This window comes from Streptomyces sp. NBC_00459 (assembly GCF_036013955.1).
Classification (GTDB): Bacteria; Actinomycetota; Actinomycetes; order Streptomycetales; family Streptomycetaceae; genus Streptomyces.
Genome location: NZ_CP107903.1, coordinates 3531768 through 3555715 on the forward strand (window position 1 = coordinate 3531768; position 23948 = coordinate 3555715).

The 23948-nt window shown below is 69.5% G+C and carries 20 protein-coding genes; 11 read left to right on the forward strand and 9 right to left on the reverse strand.

Annotated elements, in window-relative coordinates; genetic code table 11:
• Positions 1–6: 6 nt before the first annotated feature.
• Together OHN74_RS15180 and speB are read right to left on the reverse strand one after the other, a co-directional pair.
• Complete coding sequence (locus OHN74_RS15180) at positions 7–1695, reverse strand: thiamine pyrophosphate-binding protein (protein WP_327695099.1); 1689 nt, start codon at positions 1693–1695, stop codon at positions 7–9.
• A complete protein-coding gene (gene speB / locus OHN74_RS15185; protein ID WP_327695100.1) occupies positions 1692–2687 on the reverse strand; it encodes an agmatinase in 996 nt (331 codons plus the stop codon). The genes OHN74_RS15180 and speB overlap by 4 nt, the downstream gene beginning before the upstream one ends.
• Before the next feature lie 147 nt (positions 2688–2834).
• Here speB and OHN74_RS15190 point away from each other — a divergent pair, with 147 nt between their 5' ends.
• The gene (locus OHN74_RS15190) at positions 2835–4340 is read left to right on the forward strand and encodes a PucR family transcriptional regulator (protein WP_327700134.1); all 1506 of its coding nucleotides are present in this window, start codon (positions 2835–2837) and stop codon (positions 4338–4340) included.
• A gap of 116 nt (positions 4341–4456) precedes the next feature.
• The gene (locus OHN74_RS15195; RefSeq protein ID WP_327695101.1) at positions 4457–5251 is read left to right on the forward strand and encodes a phosphatase; all 795 of its coding nucleotides are present in this window, start codon (positions 4457–4459) and stop codon (positions 5249–5251) included.
• Positions 5252–5269: 18 nt separating this feature from the next.
• On the opposite strand, the gene tesB is transcribed toward OHN74_RS15195, so the two are convergent.
• The 3 genes from tesB to OHN74_RS15210 all read right to left on the reverse strand — a co-directional run bounded on the left by tesB (position 5270) and on the right by OHN74_RS15210 (position 8072).
• A complete protein-coding gene (gene tesB / locus OHN74_RS15200; RefSeq protein WP_327695102.1) occupies positions 5270–6151 on the reverse strand; it encodes an acyl-CoA thioesterase II in 882 nt (293 codons plus the stop codon).
• A gap of 67 nt (positions 6152–6218) precedes the next feature.
• Positions 6219–7376, reverse strand: coding sequence for an acyl-CoA dehydrogenase family protein (locus tag OHN74_RS15205; RefSeq protein WP_327695103.1), 1158 nt, complete (start codon positions 7374–7376; stop codon positions 6219–6221).
• Between the two features lie 96 nt (positions 7377–7472).
• Entirely contained in the window at positions 7473–8072 is a 600-nt protein-coding gene (locus OHN74_RS15210) for an SACE_7040 family transcriptional regulator (protein WP_327695104.1), read from the reverse strand.
• A gap of 130 nt (positions 8073–8202) precedes the next feature.
• Here OHN74_RS15210 and OHN74_RS15215 point away from each other — a divergent pair, with 130 nt between their 5' ends.
• Genes OHN74_RS15215 through OHN74_RS15230 form a run of 4 tightly spaced genes read left to right on the forward strand, consistent with a single transcriptional unit; the run spans position 8203 to position 14005 of the window.
• Complete coding sequence (locus OHN74_RS15215; RefSeq protein WP_327695105.1) at positions 8203–9819, forward strand: carboxyl transferase domain-containing protein; 1617 nt, start codon at positions 8203–8205, stop codon at positions 9817–9819.
• Between the two features lie 47 nt (positions 9820–9866).
• The gene (locus OHN74_RS15220; protein WP_327700135.1) at positions 9867–11837 is read left to right on the forward strand and encodes an acetyl/propionyl/methylcrotonyl-CoA carboxylase subunit alpha; all 1971 of its coding nucleotides are present in this window, start codon (positions 9867–9869) and stop codon (positions 11835–11837) included.
• Positions 11834–12820, forward strand: coding sequence for a hydroxymethylglutaryl-CoA lyase (locus tag OHN74_RS15225; protein ID WP_327695106.1), 987 nt, complete (start codon positions 11834–11836; stop codon positions 12818–12820). Before OHN74_RS15220 ends, OHN74_RS15225 begins: the two co-directional genes overlap by 4 nt.
• Positions 12821–12826: 6 nt before the next feature.
• A complete protein-coding gene (locus OHN74_RS15230) occupies positions 12827–14005 on the forward strand; it encodes an acyl-CoA dehydrogenase family protein (RefSeq protein WP_327695107.1) in 1179 nt (392 codons plus the stop codon).
• On the opposite strand, the gene OHN74_RS15235 is transcribed toward OHN74_RS15230, so the two are convergent.
• Both OHN74_RS15235 and OHN74_RS15240 read right to left on the reverse strand, forming a co-directional pair.
• Positions 13956–14651, reverse strand: a complete 696-nt coding sequence (locus OHN74_RS15235) for a biliverdin-producing heme oxygenase (protein WP_327695108.1) — start codon at positions 14649–14651, stop codon at positions 13956–13958. The genes OHN74_RS15230 and OHN74_RS15235 overlap by 50 nt on opposite strands.
• Positions 14648–15769 (reverse strand): polyprenyl synthetase family protein, encoded by a 1122-nt coding sequence (locus OHN74_RS15240; protein ID WP_327695109.1) that lies wholly within the window; start codon positions 15767–15769, stop codon positions 14648–14650. The genes OHN74_RS15235 and OHN74_RS15240 overlap by 4 nt, the downstream gene beginning before the upstream one ends.
• Before the next feature lie 272 nt (positions 15770–16041).
• Here OHN74_RS15240 and OHN74_RS15245 point away from each other — a divergent pair, with 272 nt between their 5' ends.
• The gene (locus OHN74_RS15245; protein ID WP_327695110.1) at positions 16042–16422 is read left to right on the forward strand and encodes an Imm10 family immunity protein; all 381 of its coding nucleotides are present in this window, start codon (positions 16042–16044) and stop codon (positions 16420–16422) included.
• A gap of 182 nt (positions 16423–16604) precedes the next feature.
• Here OHN74_RS15245 and OHN74_RS15250 read toward each other — a convergent pair whose 3' ends face one another.
• Together OHN74_RS15250 and OHN74_RS15255 are read right to left on the reverse strand one after the other, a co-directional pair.
• Positions 16605–17120: a hypothetical protein gene (locus OHN74_RS15250; protein ID WP_327695111.1), complete on the reverse strand. Its 516-nt coding sequence runs from the start codon at positions 17118–17120 to the stop codon at positions 16605–16607.
• A gap of 1036 nt (positions 17121–18156) precedes the next feature.
• The gene (locus OHN74_RS15255) at positions 18157–18510 is read right to left on the reverse strand and encodes an SCO4225 family membrane protein (RefSeq protein ID WP_327695112.1); all 354 of its coding nucleotides are present in this window, start codon (positions 18508–18510) and stop codon (positions 18157–18159) included.
• Positions 18511–18872: 362 nt separating this feature from the next.
• On the opposite strand from OHN74_RS15255, the gene OHN74_RS15260 reads away from it, so the two are divergent.
• The 4 genes from OHN74_RS15260 to OHN74_RS15275 all read left to right on the forward strand — a co-directional run bounded on the left by OHN74_RS15260 (position 18873) and on the right by OHN74_RS15275 (position 23925).
• Complete coding sequence (locus OHN74_RS15260) at positions 18873–19931, forward strand: ABC transporter substrate-binding protein (protein ID WP_327695113.1); 1059 nt, start codon at positions 18873–18875, stop codon at positions 19929–19931.
• 134 nt (positions 19932–20065) lie between these two features.
• Positions 20066–20986 carry a siderophore-interacting protein gene (locus OHN74_RS15265; RefSeq protein ID WP_327695114.1) on the forward strand — a complete coding sequence of 307 codons (921 nt, stop codon included), beginning with the start codon at positions 20066–20068 and terminating at the stop codon, positions 20984–20986.
• Positions 20987–21137: 151 nt separating this feature from the next.
• The gene (desA, locus tag OHN74_RS15270) at positions 21138–22628 is read left to right on the forward strand and encodes a lysine decarboxylase DesA (RefSeq protein ID WP_327700136.1); all 1491 of its coding nucleotides are present in this window, start codon (positions 21138–21140) and stop codon (positions 22626–22628) included.
• 28 nt (positions 22629–22656) lie between these two features.
• Positions 22657–23925: a lysine N(6)-hydroxylase/L-ornithine N(5)-oxygenase family protein gene (locus OHN74_RS15275; RefSeq protein ID WP_327695115.1), complete on the forward strand. Its 1269-nt coding sequence runs from the start codon at positions 22657–22659 to the stop codon at positions 23923–23925.
• Positions 23926–23948: the final 23 nt, after the last annotated feature.

Below are 23948 nucleotides of genomic sequence, written 5' to 3' on the forward strand. Positions count from 1 at the left end.
TGCCCGTCACCCCAAATGCGTCGCAGCGAACATCCGCAGCACCACCGGAAGCACCACCACCGACGGCCCCGGCTCCCCCAGCGCCTTCGCGAGGTCCGTCTCCAGCGTCTCCGCCGACGTCCGCACCCCCGGCACCCCGAACGACTCCGCCAGCGCCACGAAATCCGGTCGCGCCAGCTCCGTCCCCGTAGCCGCTCCGAACGCGTCCGTCATGTACTCGCGCAGGATGCCGTAACCCCCGTCGTCGACGATCAGCCACGTCACGTTCAGGTCGTACTGCCGGGCCGTCGCCAGTTCCGCGATGCCGTACAACGCACCCCCGTCGCCCGAGACCGCGAGGACCGGGTACGTCGGGTCGGCCACCGCCGCTCCCAGGGCCGCCGGGAAGGCGTAGCCGAGGCCGCCCGCGCCCTGGGCCGAGTGCATGGTGTTGGCGCCGCGCGGGTCGAAGGCCGACCATGCCCAGTAGGACAGGATCGTCATGTCCCAGAAGGAGGGGGAACGGGAGGGAAGCGCCGCCCGGATCGAGCCCAAGATGCCCTGTTCCAGATCGAGTTGCTGCACATCGAGGCGCTCCCGCACCCGGTCCAGCACCCCTCGGACCCGGTCCCCCGCCGTCTCGTCCTCCCTCGCCGTCGGCACCGTCTCCAGCAGCGCCTGCAGCGCCAACCGTGCGTCCGCGTGGATGCCCAGCGCCGGGTGGTTGGACTCCAACTTGCCCAGGTCCGCCTCGACTTGGATGACCCGGCCGCGCGGCTTGAACGTGTGGTAGTTGGAGGAGAGTTCGCCCAGGCCCGAGCCGACCACCAACAACACGTCCGCGTCCTCCAGGAAGTCGGTCATGTGCCGGTCCTCCAGCCAGGACTGGAGCGAGAGCGGGTGCGTCCACGGGAACGCGCCCTTTCCGCCGTACGTCGTCACCACCGGCGCCTGGAGACGCTCCGCCAGCGCCCTCAGCTTGCCCGACGCGTCCGACCGTACGACTCCGCCGCCCGCGATGATCGCCGGGCGCTCGGCGTTCGACAGCAAGTGGGCTGCCAGCGCCGTCAGTTCGGGGCGCGGGAGCAGTTCCTCGGGGAAGGCGTCGCCGACCGTCACCACGGGAATCGGGGTTTCCGCCATCAGTACGTCCTGCGGGATCTCCACCCACACCGGGCCGTGCGGGGCCGTGAGCGCCGACTTCCAGGCGTCGGCGATCGCCGAGGGGATCTGGGACTGCGTACGGACCGTGTGGACCGACTTGACCACACCCCTGAACGACGCCTGCTGGTCCGGGAGTTCGTGGAGGTAGCCGTGTCGGCCGCCGCCCAGTCCGGCAGTTGGGATCTGGCTGCTGATCGCGAGTACCGGGGCCGAGGCCGCCGCCGCCTCCTGGAGCGCCGCCAGTGACGTCAGCGCGCCCGGGCCCGTCGACAGCAGCAGTGGCGCCGCCTCGCCCGTCATCCTGCCGTACGCGTCCGCCGCGAAACCCGCGTTGTTCTCCACCCGGAGGCCGATGTACCGGAGGTCCGAGCGGCGCAGGGCGTCGAACATGCCCAGGGCGTGCTGGCCGGGCAGGCCGAAGACCGTCGTCGTGCCGAGGCCGGCCAGGGTCTCCACGACCAGGTCTCCGCCGTTGCGGCCGGGGGGCGGATTGAGCGCGGCCTCCGTCTGAGCGGTGGTCGGCTTCAGCACCAGGTCGTGGTCGTGGGTCACTTCGCTGCCTTTTCCTGCTTCTTCTGTGCGATCTGGCGGGACATGATCGTCGTCAGTTCGTACGCCGTGTGCGACGCCGCGACCGACGTGATCTCGGCGTGATCGTACGCGGGGGCGACTTCCACGACGTCCGCCGAGACCAGGTTGCAGGACGCCAGGCCCCGCAGGATCTCCAGCAGTTCGCGCGATGTCATGCCGCCGGCCTCGGGCGTGCCCGTGCCGGGGGCGAACGCCGGGTCGAGGCAGTCGATGTCGATGGAGATGTAGAGCGGGCGGTCGCCGATGCGCTGGCGGAGCTGGTCGGCGACCTCGTCGACACCGCGCCGCATCACGTCCGCCGACGTCACGATGCCGAAGCCCATCTTCGCGTCGTCGTCCAGGTCCTGCTTGCCGTACAGCGGGCCGCGCGTGCCGACGTGCGAGAGGGCGGAGGTGTCCAGGATGCCTTCCTCCACCGCCCGCCGGAACGGCGTCCCGTGCGTGTACTCGGCGCCGAAGTAGGTGTCCCAGGTGTCGAGGTGCGCGTCGAAGTGGAGCAGGGCCACCGGGCCGTGCTTCTTCGCCACCGACCGGAGCAGGGGCAGCGCGATCGTGTGGTCGCCGCCGAGGGTCATCAACCTCGCCCCCGTGCCCAGCAGTTCGTCGGCTGCCGCCTCCACCGTCTCCACGGCCTCGTTGATGTCGAACGGGTTGACGGCGATGTCTCCGGCGTCCGCGACCTGGGCGAGTGCGAACGGGGACGCGTCCTGCGCCGGGTTGTACGGCCGCAGCAGCCGCGACGCCTCACGGATCGCGTTGCCGCCGAAGCGGGCGCCCGGCCGGTACGAGACACCCGAGTCGAACGGCACCCCGACGACCGCGACATCCGCACGTCCGCCGACCTCGTCGAGGCGCGGCAGCCGCGCGAAGGTCGCGGGACCGGCGTACCTCGGAATGCGCGACGAGTCGACGGGGCCGCGAGGCGTCTCGAACGCCTCGTAACTGCTGGTCATACCGTTCCGCCCTCTCTCTGCGCCGGGTGTGACCGGCGAGCCGCTCGCGCCAGACTAGGTGGCCGGAACGGACCCGAGAAGTGTACTTTTCATCCATCCTCAGCGCCTCATACGGATGGAACATCCACCATGTCCATCGTGTCCGCCATGCCGGAGCCCTCCGTGCCGCCCGCACTTCCCGCCCCGCCCACTCCCCCGGTACCGCTCTCCGCCCTTCTCGCCGATGAGGACCTGGGCCTGCGCCGGATCGCGGGTCCGACCGCACCCGATCCGGCGATCCACTGGGCGCATGTGTCGGAGATGGCGGACCCGTACCCGTATCTGCTCGGCGGTGAGCTGCTGCTGACCGCCGGGTTGCACATCCCGGAGGCGGCCGGCTCGGAGACGGATGCGGATGCGTACTTCGACGGCTATGTGGCCCGGATCGTGGCGGGCGGCGGCTCGGCGCTCGGTTTCGGGGTGGCGCCGGTGCACGACAGGGTGCCGCGGGCGCTGGTCGCGGCCTGCGATGCGCAGGGACTGCCGCTCGTCGAGGTCCCGCCGCGGACCACGTTCTCGGGCGTGGCCCGTGCGGTCTGGCAGCTCATGGCCGAGGCCCGGCTGGCCGAGCTCCGCCGGGTGACGGAGGCCCAGCAGAGCCTGGCCGCCGCCGCTTCCCGCCCGGACCCGGTACCGTCCGTGCTGCGCCGGCTGGCCCAGCGGGTGGGCGGCCGGGCGGTGCTGTACGGGCCGGACGGGACGGAGATCGCGGCGGCGGGGCGGGAGACGGGCGCCCACGAGTCGCTGGCCGCGCTCGCGGCCGTCGTCCGGGCCGACCCCGGCCCGGCCTCCGCCGCCGACGCCACCGCCGGCGTCCACCTCGCCGCCTACGCGCTCGGCCCCGGCCGGGGCTTCACGCTCGGCGTCGCGACTCCCGAACGTACGTCCGGCGATCACACGATCGCCTCCGTGGCGGCCGTGCTCCTCACCCTCCTCACCGGCGAACACCAGAGCGGCTCGGGCGCCGCCCGCTCCTCGGCCCTCGTACGGCTGCTGCTGGGGGCCGCCCCGGAGACGGTCGCGCCACTGCTGGGCGGGGGCGGGAGCGGGGACGAGCGCTGGGCGGTGCTGCACGCGCGGCCTGAGGCGCCCGACGGGCCGGCGCCCGATCCGGTGGCGGCCTCGGCGCTCGCCACGGCGTTCGGTTCACCGCTGGTCGACATCGACGAGGACGTCGTACGGATCCTGCTGCCCGCCGATCGCGAAGTCACCCCGCAACCCGGCTGGACCTGCGGGATGAGCGCCCCGGCCGGTCCGCGCGAGTGGCCGGCCGCCGACGTCCAGGCCGCCCGCGCACTGGCCCGCGCCCGGGCCACCCGCAGCCCGCTGGTCCGCCACGGCGAGCGGCCCGCGCTGTCGGACCTCGTCCCCGAGGCGGACGCGACGGCCCACTCCCGTGCGCTCCTCGCACCGATCGCCGCGACACCGGCGCTGGTCGAGACGTTGCGCACCTGGCTCTCCCTGCACGGGAGTTGGGACCGTACGGCGGTCGCCCTGGCCGTGCACCGCAACACCGTGCGGCAACGGATCGCGCGCTGCGCGACCCTGCTCGCCACGGACCTCGACGATCCGGACGTACGGATGGAGTTGTGGTTCGCGCTGAAGCAGGAGTGAAGGAGCGCTGACGCAGTACTGAGGTGGTAGTCCCCGATGGTCAGGCGGCGTGACCTGCGTCCCAGCGGTCGGGACGTCCGGGTGCTCGCGGTGTCGCCTGCCTCACAATGGGAGGCATGCCGATACCCGGGATTCCCAGCCGCGCCGAGCTTGTCGATCACCTTGTGAGAACCCGCATCGCGGGTGATGTCGCCACGCCCCGCGAGAACAACCTCTCCCACTACCGCAAGCTGGCGAACGGCGAACGGCACTACTGGCTCGGGCTGGAGCTGGGCGACCGCTGGGCCGACGAGCAGGACGTGCTCGCGGTGATGGCCGAACGGGTCGGCGTGAACGACGATCCCGAACACCGGTACGGCCAGGACACCATCGACCCCGAACTGACGGTCGCCGCGCTGGAGCGGCTGGCGGCCCGGCTGCGCAAGGCGGCCGACGGGCAGCAGCGGGTGCTGTTCGCGACCGGCCACCCGGGCGGCCTGCTCGACGTGCACCGCGCCACCGCCGACGCGTTGCGGGCCGCCGGCTGCGAGATCGTCGTCATCCCGGACGGTCTGACGACGGACGAGGGGTACGTGTTCCAGTTCGCGGACGTGGCGGTGCTGGAGCACGGGGCCTCGCTGTGGCACACGCACTCCGGCGAGCCGATGCGGGCGATCCTGACGGGCCTTGAGCGCGCGGGCCGCCCGCTGCCCGACCTGGTCGTCGCCGACCACGGCTGGGCGGGGTACGCGGCGCAGCACGGCATCGACTCCGTCGGTTACGCCGACTGCAACGACCCGGCGCTGTTCCTGGCCGAGGCGGAAGGCACCCTCCAGGTGGCCGTTCCGCTCGACGACCATGTGACGAGCCCGCGCTTCTACGATCCGCTGACGGCGTTCCTGCTGAACGAGGCCGAACTTCTCGGCGAGTAAAAAAGATGAAACTCCTGATCAGGGCGTGCGGGGGACCCTGATCACGCCCTCCTGGATGACCGTGATGGCCAGCCGCCCGTCCTGTGTGTAGATGCGGCCCTGGCCGAGGCCGCGCCCGCCGGACGCCGACGGCGACTCCTGGTCGTACAGCAGCCATTCGTCGGCGCGGAACGGGCGGTGGAACCACATCGCGTGGTCCAGGGACGCGCCGACCACGTCGCCCACGGCCCAGCCGCCCCTTCCGTGCGCGAGCAGGATGGAGTCGAGCAGCGTCATGTCGGAGACGTATGTGGCGAGGCAGACATGGAGCAGCGGTTCGTCTACGGCGCCGCCGAGCTTGCCGTTCGTACGGAACCAGACCTGGGAGCGCGGTTCGCGGGGCTCGCCGAACCTGCCGTAGGGCGGGTCGTCGACGTAGCGGAGGTCGACGGCTTCGCGGGACTGGAGGAACTTCTCGACGACCGCCGGGTTCAGATGCGTGTACCGCGGGAGCTGTTCCTCGGCCGTGGGGACGGTCGCCGGGTCGGGGGCGGCGGGCATCGGGGCCTGGTGGTCGAGGCCCTCCTCGTGCCGCTGGAAGGACGCGGAGAGGTGGAAGATCGGCTGCCCGTGCTGGACCGCGACGACGCGGCGGGTGGTGAAGGAACGGCCGTCCCGGATGCGGTCGACGGTGTAGACGATCGGCACACCGGGGTCGCCGGGGCGCAGGAAGTACGAGTGGAGCGAGTGGGCGGGGCGGTCCGCGGGGACCGTCCGCCCTGCGGCGACGAGCGCCTGGGCCGCGACCTGCCCGCCGAAGACGCGCGGGACGATGGCGGGCCGGGACCGGCCGCGGAAGATGTTCTCCTCGATCTGCTCAAGGTCGAGCAGATCGAGGAGAGACTGAAGTGCCTGACTCATACAGTCATTTCTACGGAACAGTAATTTCCGGGACCTTGCGGGCCCATGTCCTTACGAACCCAGGTCCTTACAGGCCCATGTCCTTCGCGATGATCGACTTCATGATCTCGCTGGTGCCGCCGTAGATCCGGTTGACGCGGTTGTCGGCGTACAGGCGGGCGATCGGGTACTCGTTCATGAAGCCGTAGCCGCCGTGCAGCTGGAGGCAGCGGTCGATGACGCGGTGCGCGACCTCGGTGCAGAACAGCTTGGCGCTGGCGGCCTCGGCCGGGGTCAGCTCGCCGGCGTCCAGCGCCTCCGTGGCGCGGTCGGCCACGGCCTCGGCGGCGTCCACCTCGGCCTTGCAGGCGGCCAGCTCGAACTTGGTGTTCTGGAAGTGCGCGACCGGCTTGCCGAAGACGACGCGCTCCTGGACGTACTGCTGGGCGAACCGGACGGCCGCCTTGGCCTGCGCGTACGCGCCGTAGGCGATGCCCCAGCGCTCGGAGGCGAGGTTGTGGCCGAGGTAGTAGAAGCCCTTGTTCTCCTCACCGAGGAGGTTCTCGACGGGCACCTTGACGTCGACGAACGCCAGCTCGGCGGTGTCGGAGGTCTTCAGGCCGAGCTTGTCCAGCTTGCGGCCGATGGAGTAGCCCTCGGACTTGGTGTCCACCACGAGCAGGGATATGCCGTGGCGGCGGTCCTCGGCGCTGGGCGCGTCGGTGCGGGCACAGACGATCATCTGGTCGGCGTGGACACCACCGGTGATGAAGGTCTTGGAGCCGTTGAGGACGTAGTGCGTGCCGTCCTCGCTCAGCTTGGCGGTGGTCTTCATGCCCGCGAGGTCGGAGCCGGTGCCCGGCTCGGTCATCGCGATCGCCCACATCTCCTCACCGGAGACGAACTTCGGCAGGTAACGCTTCTTCTGCTCGTCGGTGGCGAGCAGCTTCACGTACGGCAGACCGAGCAGCACGTGCACACCGGAGCCGCCGAAGGAGACACCCGCGCGCGCGGTCTCCTCGTACAGGATGGCCTCGAACTTGTACGAGTCGATGCCGGCGCCGCCGTACTCCTCGTCGACGCGGATGCCGAAGACGCCCAGCTCGGCGAGCTTGTAGTAGAACTCGCGCGGCGCCTGGCCGGCGGCGAACCACTCGTCGTAGACGGGAACGACCTCGGCCTCGATGAAGGCGCGAATGGTCTCCCGGAACGCCTCGTGGTCCTCGTTGAACACAGTACGGCGCACCGCCGCCTCCTCGACTCGAACACCTAAGCGCTTGCTCAGATCAACCGTACCGGCGAGTACGAAGCCGCGTCCAGTGGAGTTGGGCCGTAACGCTCGTCACGCTCCCGGCTCACCCGCCGCCGCGAAGGCGCCCCTCGCCATCCGGTGCAACAGGCCTGCCGTGACACCCCGGCCCGGCAGCGCGCCCGGGCGGCCCAGGTGCGGGGTCGAGTTCAGGAGGCCGAAGACGGAGTGGACGGCCGAGCGCGCGGTCGGTTCCGTCAGCTCCGGGTAGACCTCCCGGACCACCTCCACCCACAGCTCGACGTACTGCCGCTGGAGCTGGCGCACCAGCTTGCGGTCGCTGTCGCGCAGGCGGTCCAGTTCGCGGTCGTGGAGGGTGATCAGTGGACGGTCGTCGAGGGCGAAGTCGATGTGCCCCTCGATGAGGGAGTCGAGGAGCGCCTCCGGGTTCCCGTCCGCCTCCGACACCCGCCGCTTGCCGCCGGTCAGGAGCTGGCCGCTGATGCCCACCAGCAGCTCGGCGAGCATCGCGTCCTTGCCCGGGAAGTGGCGGTAGAGGCCGGGGCCACTGATGCCCACGGCCGCCCCTATCTCGTCCACGCCCACGCCGTGGAAACCGCGCTCGGCGAACAGCCTCGCGGCCTCCTTGAGGATCTGCTCGCGGCGGGTCGGGGCGTCGGTTCTGGTGGCCATGCAAATGATTCTAGACAGGGACGTTAGCGGTCGTTAACCTGAGGGAAATACGTTAACGCTCATTAACCGGTCGACCGTCGCCTGATCACTGGACGACCACTGGCCGACCACTGGGTTAGGGGACCGCAGAATGCAGGAGGCACCGGAGCTCCACAGCGCGGCGGACCCCGCGTCGGAGGCCTGGCGGACCAACGAGGCGGCCCATCGCGCGCTGGTCGGGGAACTGCACGACAAGCTGGCCGCGGCTCGGCTGGGCGGGGGCGAGAAGGCCCGGCAGAGGCACACCGCGCGCGGGAAGCTGCTTCCCCGGGAGCGCGTCGACCGGCTCCTCGACCCCGGGTCGCCCTTCCTGGAGATCGCCCCCCTCGCCGCCGACGGGATGTACGAGGGGCAGGCGCCGGCCGCCGGTGTCATCGCCGGGATCGGGCGGGTCAGCGGGCGTGAGTGCGTGATCGTCGCCAACGACGCCACCGTCAAGGGCGGCACGTACTACCCGATGACCGTCAAGAAGCATCTGCGCGCACAGGAGATCGCCCTCGACAACCGGCTTCCGTGCGTCTACCTGGTGGACTCCGGGGGCGCCTTCCTGCCCATGCAGGACGAGGTCTTCCCCGACCGTGACCACTTCGGGCGGATCTTCTTCAACCAGGCGCGGATGTCCGGCGCCGGGATCCCGCAGATCGCCGCCGTGCTCGGATCGTGCACCGCGGGCGGCGCCTACGTCCCGGCCATGAGCGACGAGGCCGTCATCGTCCGCAACCAGGGGACCATCTTCCTGGGCGGCCCCCCGCTGGTGAAGGCCGCCACGGGTGAGGTCGTGACCGCCGAGGAACTGGGCGGAGGGGACGTCCACGCGCGCGTGTCGGGCGTCACCGACCACCTCGCCGAGGACGACGCGCACGCCCTGCGCATCGTCCGCAACATCGCCGCCACCCTCCCCGCGCGCGGGCCGCTGCCCTGGGACGTCCAGCCCTCCGTCGAGCCCAAGGTCGACCCCCACGGGCTCTACGGCGCGGTACCCGTCGACTCCCGCACCCCCTATGACGTACGGGAGATCATCGCGCGCGTGGTCGACGGCTCCCGGTTCTCGGAGTTCAAGGCCGAGTTCGGGCAGACCCTGGTCACCGGCTTCGCCCGCATCCACGGCCACCCGGTCGGGATCATCGGCAACAACGGCATCCTGTTCTCCGAATCCGCCCAGAAGGGCGCCCACTTCATCGAACTCTGCGACCAGCGCGGCATCCCTCTCCTGTTCCTCCAGAACATCTCCGGCTTCATGGTGGGCCGGGACTACGAGGCGGGTGGCATCGCCAAGCACGGCGCCAAGATGGTCACGGCCGTGGCCTGCACGCGCGTGCCCAAGCTGACGGTCGTGGTCGGCGGGTCCTACGGCGCGGGGAACTACTCGATGTGCGGCCGGGCGTATTCGCCGCGGTTCCTGTGGATGTGGCCCGGCGCCAAGATCTCGGTCATGGGCGGCGAGCAGGCGGCCTCCGTCCTCGCGACCGTCAAGCGGGACCAGCTTGAGGGGCGTGGGGAGTCCTGGCCGGCGGCGGACGAGGACGCCTTCAAGGACCCGATCCGCGCGCAGTACGAGCGCCAGGGCAACGCCTACTACGCGACCGCCCGACTCTGGGACGACGGGGTCATCGACCCCCTCGAAACCCGCCAGGTCCTCGGTCTCGCGCTCACCGCCTGCGCCAACGCGCCACTGGGCGAACCCCAGTTCGGCGTCTTCCGGATGTGAGGGGCTGGACGATGACGGGCTCCAAGACGATGAGGGGCTTCACCACGATGTTCGACACAGTCCTTGTGGCCAACCGGGGCGAGATCGCCGTACGTGTCATCCGTACGCTGCGCTCCCTCGGTGTGCGCTCGGTCGCCGTGTACTCCGACGCCGACGCGGACGCCAGGCACGTCCGGGAGGCCGACACGGCGGTACGGATCGGACCGGCGGCAGCGGCGGAGAGCTATCTGTCCGTCCCCCGCATCCTCGAAGCCGCCGCCCGCACGGGCGCGCAGGCGGTGCACCCCGGGTACGGCTTCCTCGCCGAGAACGCGTCCTTCGCGCGCGCGTGCACCGAGGCGGGGCTGGCGTTCATCGGCCCCCCGGCGGACGCGATCTCCCTCATGGGCGACAAGATCCGCGCCAAGGAGACGGTCCGCGCGGCCGGTGTCCCGGTGGTCCCCGGGTCGAGCGGCAGCGGGCTCACCGACGCGGAACTGGCCCACGCGGCACGGGAGATCGGCATGCCGGTGCTGCTCAAGCCGAGCGCGGGCGGGGGCGGCAAGGGCATGCGGCTGGTGCGGGACGAGGCCGATCTGGCGGAGGAGATCGCCGCCGCGCGGCGCGAGGCCCGCGCCTCCTTCGGCGACGACACACTCCTCGTCGAACGGTGGGTCGACCGGCCTCGGCACATCGAGATCCAGGTCCTGGCCGACGCCCACGGCAACGTCGTACACCTGGGCGAGCGCGAGTGTTCGCTCCAGCGGCGCCACCAGAAGCTCATCGAGGAGGCGCCCAGCGTGCTCCTCGACGAGCGGACCCGGGCCGCGATGGGCGAGGCGGCGGTCCAGGCGGCACGCTCCTGCGGCTACGAGGGCGCTGGCACTGTCGAGTTCATCGTCCCGGGCGGCGACCCGTCCTCGTACTACTTCATGGAGATGAACACCCGCCTCCAGGTGGAGCACCCGGTGACGGAGCTGGTCACCGGCCTCGACCTGGTGGAGTGGCAGCTGCGGGTGGCGGCGGGCGAGCCGCTCGGCTTCGGCCAGGAGGACGTGCGGCTGACCGGGCACGCGGTCGAGGCCCGTATCTGCGCGGAGACGGTGTCCGTGCGGGCGGGTGCGCGCGGGTTCCTGCCGTCCGGCGGCACGGTGCTCGCCCTGCGCGAGCCCTCCGGTGACGGCGTACGCACCGACTCGGGGCTGACCGAGGGCACGGAGGTCGGTTCGCTGTACGACCCGATGCTGTCCAAGGTGATCGCGTACGGCCCGGACCGCCCGACCGCGCTCAGGAAGCTCCGGGCGGCCCTCGCGGAGACGGTCACGCTGGGCGTGCCGACCAACGCGGGGTTCCTGCGTCGGCTGCTGGCCCATCCGGCAGTCGTGGCGGGCGAGTTGGACACAGGACTGGTGGAACGCGAGGTCGACTCCCTCGTACCCGACGGGGTGCCGGAGGAGGTCTACGAGGCGGCGGCGGCCGTACGGCTGGAGGCGCTGCGGCCGAGGGCCGAGGCGGAGGGCGGCTGGACGGATCCCTTCTCCGTGCCCAGCGGTTGGCGGCTGGGAGGCACACCGAAGCCACTGCCCTTCGACCTACGGGTGACGGGACTCGACCCCGTCACCCACTTCCTCCAGGGCACGCACACGGTCACCGACGACCAGGTGTCCGTGGTCGTCGACGGCGTCCGCCACACCTTCCACCGCGCCGACGACTGGCTGGGCCGCGACGGCGACGCCTGGCAGGTGCGCGACCACGACCCGGTGGCGGCCTCCCTCACCGGCGCCGGCTCGGGGGGCGCCGGTTCCCTCACCGCGCCGATGCCCGGCACGGTGACCGTGGTGAAGGTGGCCGTCGGCGACGAAGTGGCCGCCGGTCAGAGCCTGTTGGTGGTCGAGGCGATGAAGATGGAGCACGTCATCGCCGCCCCGCACGCGGGCACGGTCGCCGAGCTGGACGTCACCCCGGGGACGACGGTCGCCATGGACCAGGTGCTCGCCGTGATCGCACCGCTCGAGAAGGACACGGAGGCGACGGGATGACGGTTCAAGGGCTGCCGATGGCCGTACCGGCGGCGAATCTGCCCGCGCGGGTGCGGATCCACGAGGTCGGCGCGCGGGACGGCCTCCAGAACGAGAAGACGACCGTCCCGACGGCGGTGAAGGCGGAGTTCATCCGCCGACTGGCCGCCGCCGGCCTCACGACGATCGAGGCGACCAGCTTCGTCCACCCCAAGTGGGTGCCCCAACTCGCGGACGCCGAGGCCCTGTTCCCCCAGGTCAGCGATCTTCCCGTACGACTGCCGGTGCTGGTGCCGAACGAGCGCGGCCTGGACCGCGCCCTGGCGCTCGGCGCACGGCAGGTCGCCGTCTTCGCCAGCGCGACCGAGTCGTTCGCCAAGGCCAACCTCAACCGGACGGTCGACGAGGCCCTGGCGATGTTCGAGCCGGTGGTGTCCCGGGCGAAGGCGGCAGACGCTTCGGTCCGCGGGTATCTCTCCATGTGCTTCGGCGACCCGTGGGAGGGCCCGGTCCCGGTCGGGCAGGTCGTCCGGGTGTGCAGGGCGCTACTGGACATGGGCTGCGACGAGTTGAGCCTGGGCGACACGATCGGCGTCGCGACACCGGGTCATGTGCGGCGCCTGCTCACGGAGTTGAACGAGACGGACGTACCGACGTCGACGCTCGCCGTGCACTTCCACGACACCTACGGCCAGGCACTGGCCAACACGTACGCGGCGCTGGAGCACGGCGTCACGACGGTCGACGCGTCGGCGGGCGGCCTCGGCGGCTGCCCGTTCGCCAAGTCCGCGACCGGCAACCTGGCCACCGAGGATCTGGTGTGGATGCTCCAGGGCCTCGGCATCGAGACCGGGGTCGACCTCGGCAGCCTCGTCGCCACCAGCACGTGGATGGCCGACCAGTTGGGCCGGCCGAGCCCGTCCCGCACCGTACGAGCCCTGTCCCACAAGGATTCCGCGGAATCCACGGAACCTACGGAACCCACGGAATCCCAGGAGCAGTGAAGGACCATGGACCACAAGCTCTCCCCCGAACTGGAAGAACTCCGCCGTACGGTCGAGCAGTTCGCGCACGACGTCGTGGCCCCGAAGATCGGCGACTTCTACGAGCGGCACGAGTTCCCGTACGAGATCGTCCGCGAGATGGGCAGGATGGGCCTGTTCGGACTGCCGTTCTCCGAGGAGTACGGCGGTATGGGCGGCGACTATCTGGCGCTGGGCATCGCACTTGAGGAGTTGGCGCGGGTCGACTCGTCGGTGGCGATCACGCTGGAGGCGGGTGTCTCACTGGGCGCGATGCCCATCCATCTCTTCGGCACGGAGGAGCAGAAGCGGGAGTGGCTTCCGCGGCTGTGCGCCGGCGAGATCCTGGGCGCGTTCGGCCTGACGGAACCGGACGGCGGCTCGGACGCGGGCGCGACGCGAACGACGGCCCGGCTGGACCCCGCCACCGATGAATGGGTGATCAACGGGACGAAGTGCTTCATCACCAACTCGGGTACGGACATCACGGGCTTCGTGACGGTGACGGCCGTGACGGGCCGCAAGGCGGACGGCAGGCCGCTCATCTCCGCGATCCTCGTCCCGTCCGGGACGCCGGGCTTCACGGTCGCGGCACCGTACTCGAAGGTCGGCTGGAACGCCTCGGACACCCGGGAGTTGTCCTTCGCGGACGTACGGGTCCCGGCCGCGAACCTGGTCGGCGAGGAGGGGCGCGGCTACGCCCAGTTCCTCCGCATCCTCGACGAGGGGCGCATCGCGATCGCCGCGCTGGCGACCGGACTTGCCCAGGGCTGCGTGGACGAGTCGGTGAAGTACGCGAAGGAACGGCACGCGTTCGGGCGTCCGATCGGATCGAACCAGGCGATCCAGTTCAAGATCGCGGACATGGAGATGAAGGCCCACACGTCCCGCCTGTCCTGGCGGGACGCGGCCTCCCGCCTCGTGTCGGGCGAGCCCTTCAAGAAGGAAGCTGCCCTGGCCAAGCTGTACTCCTCCACGATCGCGGTGGACAACGCCCGCGACGCGACCCAGATCCACGGCGGCTACGGCTTCATGAACGAGTACCCGGTGGCCCGGATGTGGCGCGACTCGAAGATCCTGGAGATCGGGGAGGGCACGAGCGAGGTGCAACGGATGCTCATCGCGAGGGAGTTGGGGCTGGGGATGGAGATGGGGATGGCGGGCTGAGGAGGCCCACGGACAGGGCTCCCGTGATCGCGGCGGTGTGCCGGTAGGCGACGCGGGCCGCCTCGACGACCTGTTCCTGTACTTCGGGGTCGGGGAGGGCCTTGTCCATCCGGGCGGTGAGGCGGGCCCAGCGGTCGCGGTCGCCGCTGGTGTAGTAGGCGACCCCGTCCGTGCCGGGCAGCCGGTAGGCGGCGGTGACGTACGGGTGCAGGAAGAGGGCGCCGAGCGTCGAGCCCTCCATGACGTAGAGGAACCCGAGGAGGGCCGGAAGGTCGGACTCCTCGGCCCGCTGCCGTATCTCCGCGGCGAACGCTTCCCCTTCCTCGACCGCCCACGGGCCGGGCACGGTGCCGAGGCTCGCGAAGTAGGCCAAGTCGCGCTCGATGAAGGGGAGTTTGCCGAGGTCCGCAGACCACACCGGGTCGGTGGAGGAGTCCCTTACGCGCGAGAGTTCATCTTCGAGTGCCGCCAACACCACCCGATAGGCGGCGAGTTGGCCGACAAACCGCTCTACGGGAAGCGTCCCGGCGATCATCGCGCTCGCGAAGGGGGTCGCCTCCAGGGCGTCGTGCCAGTCACGGGTGCCCGTACGCAACCGCTCAACCACCGTGGCCGGGACCGATGCCGGGATCGGGGCGGCCGTCACGCGCCGCTCCGCTGCTGGAGCGTCTCAAGGAGACGGTCGATGAGGTGACCCTTGCGTTCGATGGTGAGGTCGAAGTAGGCGGCGCTGCGGTCGGACCGGCACACCCGGTACACGCTCTCCTTGGCATCGCGCTTCAGCCGGACGGCTTCGGCGGCGAGCGCGAGGAGGGTGGGCTCAAGTTTCGGATGCCCGAGGACGTACGACTTGAGCGCCTCCCCGGAGAGTGACAGCTGGGACGACTCCGGGTCGAGCAGTTCGAGGAAGACACGGTTGCTGAGCCCGTCGTAGTCCTCGTGGATCCTGCCGCCGCCGAACTCGGGGACGAAGTCGGTGAGGTCGTTGAACAGCTGGCTGGCCAGGCCGAGTTGGCGCATGGCGGCGTCCAGGACGTACTGCTCGTCGTCGACGACACGCAGTCCTGCGAGCGCCGAGTCGAGCGGCATCCGGAAGAGTGTGCCGGTCTTGAGGGCGGCCAGCGACTCCCAGTAGGCCACGCGCTCTTCGAGGGGCGCGGCCAGCAACTCGGCGCGGGTCTCGGCCGTACGCGTGGACAGGTCGACGGCCTGCCCGGTGAAGCCGCTCTCGACGGCTCGCGCGAGGCTTTCCACGACAGCGGGGTCGGCCGCGTGGCGCAGGACGGCCGCGATCAGCCAGGAACCGGTGTTGAGCGCGAGGGGCACGCCGTGGGTGACGTGGAGCGCGGGTTCGCCGTAGCGGACGTCGCTGCCGTCCTGGATGTCGTCGATCGCGACGAAAGCTTTCAGCATGACCCGTACGGCCACTGCGGCCCGCCGGATCACGGCCATGTCCGCCGAGAGCGCCTCGCTCCCGGTCTCGTGGGGGAACCCCCGGTAGTTGCGGTAGGCCCAGTACACCATCGACGGCCGCAGCGGGGCCCGGTCGCCACCGGGCGCCCCGGCGGTCGGGGGCAGCGCTTCCTGACCCACCTTCGACCCGACGGCGTCGGCGACGGGCTCGTAGAGGGAGCGCCTCAGCGCGGACTCGTACACGGACTGCGGGGCAACCGCACCAGGAGCGGTCAACGAGCCGAGAAACTCGGCCAGGTCGTCCTCCAGCAGAGCCGCATCGCCCCGCACCACCGCCGCAACCCCGTCCAACGCTTCCCCAGCCGCGTCAACGACCCTCTCCGTGGCACCCATACCCGCCCCAGCCTCCGCTTCCGACTCCCGCCCCCGACCCCCGTCGACACGCAGAAGCGTGATCGCAACTGGCATATTTCGCAAGGGAGTTCGAGGAAAGCGTGGGAGTGGACGGGGCGGAATCCAGCCCTACGACATCGTTTGTGATGGTGGTCAACCCACCCGCAGACGCACCCCGGTGTCCTGCTAAAACAGCAATCATGACGCTCAGATTCACTGCTCGCGCAGTAGTGGCAGAGATCGACCCCGAAAATGACGTGATGCGGGCGGGCATTGCCGAGGACGAGGCCGGTGAGGGGTTCTTTCTCCTGTTCACGAGCAACATCGGCGAGCCGTCCCGTCAGAACAAGTCGCTCGGGCTCGACAGCCACTGCATCGTGACGCAAGCCCAGGGAACGGCCTATGGCTGCGTCCGGGCGATCGCGTTGTCGGGCAGACGGCTCACGATGTCACTGGATCCCGCCTCGCTGGACGATCTGGGGCTGGAAGACCCCGAGATCGAGGCAGAACTCGACGTGCCGGACGAGGACATCGAGCGGATGCGGGAGGTACTCGCGCAAGTGCTGGCGTTCGGACGGGCAGACGCCCACCCTCGGCGCGTCGACCTGTAGTTGCGCGTGCCCGGCTGCATCCGCCGGTGGCCGATGAGGATGACAGGGACGCCCACGAGGGCAAGGAATTGCTCGGTTTTTCGCTCGCCGCGGTGGTGCAGGCGTCCCCGCGCCGCCGGAACGCGGGGCGCCGAACGGTGCCTTGTAGCGTGGTTGGACCGCCCGAGATGTTGCCGGGGGGGTCATGCCTCTATGCGCAGCCATGTGTTGCCTGCGCGGAGCCAGAGGAAGCCGTCACGGCCTTGGCCACAGTGCATGACGACTCGACCAGGCAGCCACAGTCGACGGCGGCTGGTCACTGCCCAGGTGGTGCCGTCGAGTTCGGCACGTATGAGTTCAACGGACCGCTTGTTGTGGTCGCGGCGGGTGAGTACTGCCCTGTTGTCGTAGACCGCGAATCCGTCCGGGGCGGGGACGGGGCTGAGGTAGCTGGCAACGTCGCCGGTGGAAGGAGTGATCCGTGTCAGGAAGGTACCGCCTCTGCCACTGCCGGAGTACCAGACGAGCCATACCTGTTCGTTCTCGGTCGCGGCGGTGCAGCCTTCCAGCGGGTGATCGGGCAGCCGCCCCTTGGGAGCCCACGAGGTCCGGCCTTGTGTGTCCCAGCCCGCGAGACCCGCTCCCGACTCGGGGTGGCCACCGTAGATGCCCTCATCGCCGTAAGCCGTCCAGATGCCTCCGTGGACATCGGTGACCAAGGCAGGAATGTCATCACCGACGCAGAACTCGGACTCAGGTATCCCAGACGGGGAGAACACCACAGCGTTGGACACCCAAGACCCCTCGTTCGAGTTGCGGAACGTGCGCCCGCTCACCAGCAGGAATCGAGAATCCGGAAGCAGGGCCAAATGACTGGGCCGAATCCGGATGTCTTCCACCAGGATGCGCCGCTCCTCCTGTCCCGTAACAATGACCAGCTCACCCGTGAACGGAAGTTCCGGGCCCCACCCGATCCACCCCTTGATGTAGCGGGTGTGATTCAGATATCGCCGGTGGACCAACAGGACCGCAAGCTCCCCAGCAGGCCCGACGCTCCACCAAAGGGCTCGGCGCCCCCGTATCGCATCAGCAGCAGGAAGCCGCCACACGTTGTGTAGCGCGGCATCGGAACTAGCAGCCAGAGTACGGAGATTCATTGGCAGTCACTTCCCGGCGTCGCGTGAATGAGAGATGATATCCCGCCGAGTGGTGTAACAGCGATCATCTCTGCTACCCCGTCTGCACCACGATGTTGGTCGGCGACCTGCCCGTGAGCGCCAAGATCGGCCCGTTATGCCAATGCGGGGGGCGCAACCTGAATAAAGCCCTGGGACAGTGGATTGGGGTGCGGTTGAATGGCGCATGCCTGCCGTTGGCAACGCTTCCACGCTGCGGGCAGCGCAAAGAGTCCCCACCCATTCCCCACCCCTGATTTATGTGATCTTTACGAGCCCCCATATCCAACACAGTTGATCGAGAACGGTCAAGCAATTTCAAAGTGAACACATCGACGCCGCAGATGCGCGAGCCGAGCGCCAACTCACCTTCCATGGCCGCACATAGAGGCTCGAAATCGACGTTTCCCCGGGCGCACCATCCGCCAAAATAGCGTTCACCACGCCACGCTCACGCACAAGGGCGAGCGCAGATGGCTTAAACCCGACTATTAACTCAGCGCACAGCAAAGCAATCTCGACCAAGCAAAGAAAGGGCCCCGCAAGGCCCTTTCCACACCACCGCGCCCCGTTTCCGAGTTCACGCCCCAGCAGCCGCACCCCCCGAAGCCGGCCAGATCTTTCGCAGCGCGTACCCCATGAACGCCGCGTTGGCCAGAGCCGCCGCCGCGATGCCCACGAGGTAGAGGGCCAGGAACGCTCCGTCGCCCGTGCCGTTCAGCGTGCCCTCGGGGAGGAGTGTGTAGAGGAGGCTCAGCGGAGCGGTCAGGACCCACGGCACCACGCCCGACATGGAGGCGTCGGCGTGGAAGACGAAGAAGGTGTCGACGAGGAAGAAGCCCGTCGCGGCGACGACCACGGCCAGGTAGGCGCGGGAGAGCCAGTTGTCCGTGGCCAGAACGAGCAGGGTGCGGGGGCGGCGGTTGCCGTTCATCGTGTCCTCCGGTGAGTGCGCCGCGCCGTGCTGCGCGATGCCTCAACAGTGGCCCGCGCACCGCCGACCGGGCATGAGTACGCCTACTCATCCGTAACCAAGCTTCCTCGGCGCCGAGTTGACCCTCACCCCACCCTTCATCATCACGGTACAGCCATCGCCGTCACGCATGAATAGTCACCCGGATGAGCACCCAGCCTTCAATACACAGGCTTTCCACAGAAACCAGCACACCCCGGCACCGGGCCGCCCCGGTCGCCCCACTCCTCCGACCCACCCCCTGGACACCAGATAAAGTTAGGCTAACCTAACCTTCGAATTGTCCGGCGGGCCGAACCGCCCCGTTCGAAAGCAGCCATCTCATGTCCAACGCCCGTGCCATCCACCTCTCCCGCCGCGGCATGCTCGCCGCAGGCGGCGCCCTCGGCCTCGGGGCCGTCCTCGCCGCCTGTGGGGACGAAGACGCGAAAAGCGGTGGCTCGGACGCGGACGCGTCGAAGGCCGCCGCCGCTCCCGCCGGGCCCTGGACGTTCAAGGACGACCGCGGCCAGACCGCCAAGGCCGACAAGGTGCCCTCCAGCATCGTCGCCTTCACCGGTGTCGCCGCCGCGCTCCACGACTACGGTGTCGAGGTCAAGGGCGTCTTCGGCCCGACGACGACCAAGGACGGCAAGGCGGACGTCCAGGCCGGTGACCTGGACGTCACCAAGGTGACCGTCCTCGGCAACGAGTGGGGCCAGTTCAACATCGAGAAGTACGCGGCCCTAGCCCCGGACCTCCTCGTCACCACGATGTTCGACAGCGCCGGCACCCTCTGGTACGTCCCGGAGGAGTCCAAGGAGAAGATCCTCGCCGTCGGCGCCCCGACCGTCGGCATCTCCGTGTTCGACATCCAGCTGGACCAGCCGCTGCAGCGCATGCTGGAGCTGGCCAAGACCCTCGGCGCGGACACCGCCTCCGCCAAGGTGACCGCCGCGAAGAAGGCCTTCGAGGACGCCGCCGTCCGACTGCGCGCGGCCACCAAGGCCAAGCCGAACATCAAGGTGCTGGTGGGTTCCGCGAGCCAGGACATCTTCTACGTCTCCGGCTCCAACCTCTCCGTCGACCTGGAGTACTTCAAGGCCCTCGGCGTGAACTTCGTCGAGCCCTCCGCCGACGCGCTGAAGGCGAGCGGCGGCTGGTACGAGAACCTGAGCTGGGAGAACGTCGACAAGTACAAGGCCGACGTGATCATGATGGACAACCGTACGTCGGCGATCCAGCCCGGCGACATCACCGAGGCGACCTGGAAGCAGTTGCCCGCGGTGAAGGCGGGGCAGGTCATCGCCCGTAATCCCGAGCCGATTCTGTCGTACGACAAGTGCGTGCCGCTTCTCACGAGCCTTGCGGAGGCCATCGAGAACGCGAAGAAGGTCAGCTGACTCAGGCGCCCCAACTCGCGCCGTGAGTCGACTTGTTCGTGGGGAGCTGCGGGCCCGTCATGGCTGGTCGCGCAGTTCCCCGCGCCCCTTCGGGGGCGCGTCATCGCGTCCCCTGACATTCATCAGGAGTCCGAATGACAACCACCGTGGCCGCCGTTCCCTTCCGGTTCTTCGCCCTCCACGTCGTGCGGACCGCGCGGCTCGGGCCCTCGCTCGTGCGTGTCACCTTCGCCGGGGACGATCTGGCCGCCTTCCGCTCCGACGGGCTCGACCAGAGCCTCTCCCTCTTCCTCCCCCATCCGGGGCAGGACGCCCCCGCCGTGCCCGTCGAGCTGGGCGACGGATGGTGGCAGGGATGGCGTGAACTCCCGGACGACGTACGGGCGGTGATGCGCTCGTACACGCTCCGCGCGCTGCGCGCCGACGCCCACGGCCGTACGACGGAGATCGACATCGACTTCGTCCTGCACGGTGTCGAGCCGGGTGCCCTCGCCCCCGCCGGGCCAGCCTCCCTGTGGGCCTCCCGCGCCGGTGCCAGTGATCGTGTCCTTCTGCTCGGACCGGCGATCGCCGACAACCGCGCGATCCGCTTCCGCCCGCCGACCGGCACCGACCTCGTCGTCATCTGGGCCGACGAGACCGCCGTACCGGCCGCCTCCGCGATCCTCGAACAGCTCCCCGCCGGCACCCGGGCCCAGGTCTGGCTGGAGGCCGGGCACGCCGGTGACATCCAGGACCTGGAGACCGCCGCCGACGCGGAGATCACATGGCTCGTGCGCGGCGCGACCACAGCCACGGCCACGGGCGCAACCACAGGCGCAGTCGTCGGCACCGGCACCGGAACCGCCGCGCCCACCGCTCTGGAAGCCGTCCGGGGCGCCCAACTCCCCTCCGCCGAGCGGCCGTACGCCTGGATCGCGGGTGAGTCGTCCGCCGTGAAGGAGCTGCGTCGGCATCTCGTGGGTGAGCGCGGGATCGACCGCCGAGCCGTCACCTTCGTCGGCTACTGGCGGCGCGGGCTCAGCGAGGAGCAGCTGCGCGAGCAGTCCGAATGACGGCGCGGAGGCCTGGATCGCATGGATCACAGCTTGTGACTGGTGGGGCAGGAGTACCTCACAGGAACTTAGGTTAGGCTAACCTAAGTTTACCCCGTTCGACATGGCGAACACGAACCTGCCCTCTCTGTCCCCCCCGGAGGCTCCCCCGATGCGCTCGCACCTGCTCAATGACACGACAGCGGAGCGGTACCGCCGCTCCGTGACCGAAGGAGTCGAGCGGGTGGCGGCCAAACTCGCCACCACCAACCGTCCGTTCACCGGCGTCACGGTCGACGCCCTCGCCCCCCGCATCGACCGGATCGACCTGGACCGGCCCCTCCTCGACGAGGCCGCCGCCCTCGACGAGCTCGAAGAGGTCTATCTGCGCGACGCGATCTACTTCCACCACCCGCGCTACCTCGCCCACCTCAACTGCCCGGTGGTCATACCCGCGGTGCTCGGCGAGGCGATCCTCTCCGCCGTCAACTCCTCCCTCGACACCTGGGACCAGTCGGCCGGCGGCACCCTCATCGAGCGCAAACTGATCGACTGGACCAACGAGCGCATCGGCCTCGGCGCCGCCGCCGACGGCATCTTCACCAGCGGCGGCAGCCAGTCCAACCTCCAGGCGCTGCTGCTCGCCCGGGAGGAGGCCAAGAGCGAGTCCGCCGCCGACCTGCGTATCTTCGCCTCCGAGGTCAGCCACTTCAGCGTGAAGAAGTCCGCGAAGCTCCTCGGGCTGAGCCCCGACTCGGTCGTCTCCATCCCCGTCGACCACGACAAGCGGATGCGGACCGTCGCCCTGGCCCACGAGTTGGAGCGCTGCGAGCGCGACGGGCTGGTGCCCATGGCCGTCGTCGCCACCGCCGGCACCACCGACTTCGGCTCGATCGACCCGCTGCCCGAGATCGCCGAACTCTGCGCCCAATACGGCACCTGGCTGCACGTCGACGCCGCCTACGGCTGCGGACTGCTCGCCTCGGTCAGGCGCCGCGGCCTCCTCACCGGCATCGAGCGCGCCGACTCGGTCACCGTCGACTACCACAAGTCCTTCTTCCAGCCGGTGAGTTCGAGCGCCCTGCTGGTCCGGGACGCGGCCACGCTCCGCCACGCGACCTATCACGCCGAGTACCTCAACCCGCGCCGCATGGTGCTGGAGCGCATCCCCAACCAGGTCGACAAGTCCCTCCAGACGACCCGCCGTTTCGATGCTCTCAAGCTGTGGATGACCCTGCGCGTGATGGGTGCCGACGGCATCGGCGAACTCTTCGACGAGGTCTGCGACCTGGCCCAGGAGGGCTGGGAGCTGCTCGCCGCCGACCCGCGCTACGACGTCGTCGTCGAGCCCTCGCTCTCCACCCTCGTCTTCCGCTACATCCCCGCCGCCGTCACCGACCCCGCGGAGATCGACCGCGCCAACCTGTACGCCCGCAAGGCCCTGTTCGCCTCCGGTGCGGCCGTGGTCGCGGGGACGAAGGTCGGCGGACGCCACTACCTCAAGTTCACCCTGCTCAACCCCGAGACCACGACGGACGACATCACCGCCGTACTCGACCTCATCGCCGGCCATGCCGAGCAGTACCTGGGAGAGTCCGCCGACCGCGTCCCGTCCGTCACACCCGTCACGCCCGTCCCGTCCGTCACCTCCGTCGCTTCCTGAAGCCGAAGCCCTGAACAGGACCGAAGCAGTGAACAAGACCTACGACTTCATCGGGATCGGTCTCGGCCCCTTCAACCTCGGCCTCGCCTGCCTCACCGAGCCGATCGACGAACTCGACGGCGTCTTCCTGGAGTCGAAGCCCGACTTCGAGTGGCACTCGGGGATGTTCCTCGAAGGCGCCCATCTCCAGACGCCGTTCATGTCGGACCTCGTCACCCTCGCCGACCCGACCTCCCCGTACTCCTTCCTCAACTACCTGAAGGAATCGGGCCGGTTGTACTCGTTCTACATCCGCGAGAACTTCTATCCCCTGCGTGTCGAGTACGACGACTACTGCCGCTGGGCCGCGAACAAACTGCGCAGCGTCCGCTTCAACACCACGGTCGCCGAGGTGACTTACGAGTACGAGGACGAGCTGTACGTGGTCCGTACGGCCACCGGTGACCTCTACCGGGCGCGCAGGCTGGTCCTCGGCACCGGCACTCCCCCGTACATCCCGGACGCGTGTGCGGACCTGGCCGGGGACTTCATCCACAACTCCCGGTACATGCGGCACAAGCGGGAGTTGCAGGCGAAGGAGTCGATCACGCTCGTCGGCAGTGGCCAGTCCGCCGCCGAGATCTACCACGACCTCCTCAGCGAGATCGACGTCCACGGCTACCGGCTCAACTGGGTGACGCGCTCGCCGCGTTTCTTCCCGCTCGAATACACCAAGCTGACGCTGGAGATGACCTCCCCGGAGTACATCGACTACTTCCGCGCGCTGCCCGAGCGGACCCGATACCGCCTCACACAGGACCAGAAGGGCCTGTTCAAGGGCATCGACGGCGAGCTGATCAACGAGATCTTCGACCTGCTCTACCGGAAGAACCTCGGCGGCCCGGTCCCCACCCGGCTGCTCACCAACTCCGCGCTGAACACGGTGACTTACGAGGCCGGGAGCGGGACGTACACGCTCGGGCTGCGCCAGGAGGAGCAGGACAAGGAGTACACCCTGGACACCCAGGGCCTGATCCTCGCCACCGGCTACAAGTACGCCGAGCCGGAGTTCCTCAAGCCCGTCCGCGACCGCCTGCGCTACGACACCCAGGGCAACTTCGACATCGCCCGCAACTACTCGATCGACACGACCGGCCGCGGGGTCTTCCTGCAGAACGCCGGCGTCCACACCCACTCGATCACCTCGCCCGACCTGGGCATGGGCGCGTACCGCAACAGCTTCATCATCGGCGAGCTGCTCGGCAGCGAGTACTACCCGGTCGAGAAGACCATCGCCTTCCAGGAGTTCGCCGTATGACCTCCGTAACCCCCACGACCCCC

Coding starts and splice junctions, on each gene's coding strand:
- OHN74_RS15225 (WP_327695106.1), top strand. CDS start 11,834: ATGACGGTTCAAGGGCTGCCGATGGCCGTACCGGCGGCGAATCTGCCC.
- OHN74_RS15195 (WP_327695101.1), top strand. CDS start 4,457: ATGCCGATACCCGGGATTCCCAGCCGCGCCGAGCTTGTCGATCACCTT.
- OHN74_RS15265 (WP_327695114.1), top strand. CDS start 20,066: ATGACAACCACCGTGGCCGCCGTTCCCTTCCGGTTCTTCGCCCTCCAC.
- OHN74_RS15230 (WP_327695107.1), top strand. CDS start 12,827: ATGGACCACAAGCTCTCCCCCGAACTGGAAGAACTCCGCCGTACGGTC.
- speB (WP_327695100.1), bottom strand. CDS start 2,687: ATGACCAGCAGTTACGAGGCGTTCGAGACGCCTCGCGGCCCCGTCGAC.
- tesB (WP_327695102.1), bottom strand. CDS start 6,151: ATGAGTCAGGCACTTCAGTCTCTCCTCGATCTGCTCGACCTTGAGCAG.
- OHN74_RS15260 (WP_327695113.1), top strand. CDS start 18,873: ATGTCCAACGCCCGTGCCATCCACCTCTCCCGCCGCGGCATGCTCGCC.
- OHN74_RS15220 (WP_327700135.1), top strand. CDS start 9,867: ATGTTCGACACAGTCCTTGTGGCCAACCGGGGCGAGATCGCCGTACGT.
- OHN74_RS15255 (WP_327695112.1), bottom strand. CDS start 18,510: ATGAACGGCAACCGCCGCCCCCGCACCCTGCTCGTTCTGGCCACGGAC.
- desA (WP_327700136.1), top strand. CDS start 21,138: ATGCGCTCGCACCTGCTCAATGACACGACAGCGGAGCGGTACCGCCGC.
- OHN74_RS15190 (WP_327700134.1), top strand. CDS start 2,835: ATGCCGGAGCCCTCCGTGCCGCCCGCACTTCCCGCCCCGCCCACTCCC.
- OHN74_RS15210 (WP_327695104.1), bottom strand. CDS start 8,072: ATGGCCACCAGAACCGACGCCCCGACCCGCCGCGAGCAGATCCTCAAG.
- OHN74_RS15215 (WP_327695105.1), top strand. CDS start 8,203: ATGCAGGAGGCACCGGAGCTCCACAGCGCGGCGGACCCCGCGTCGGAG.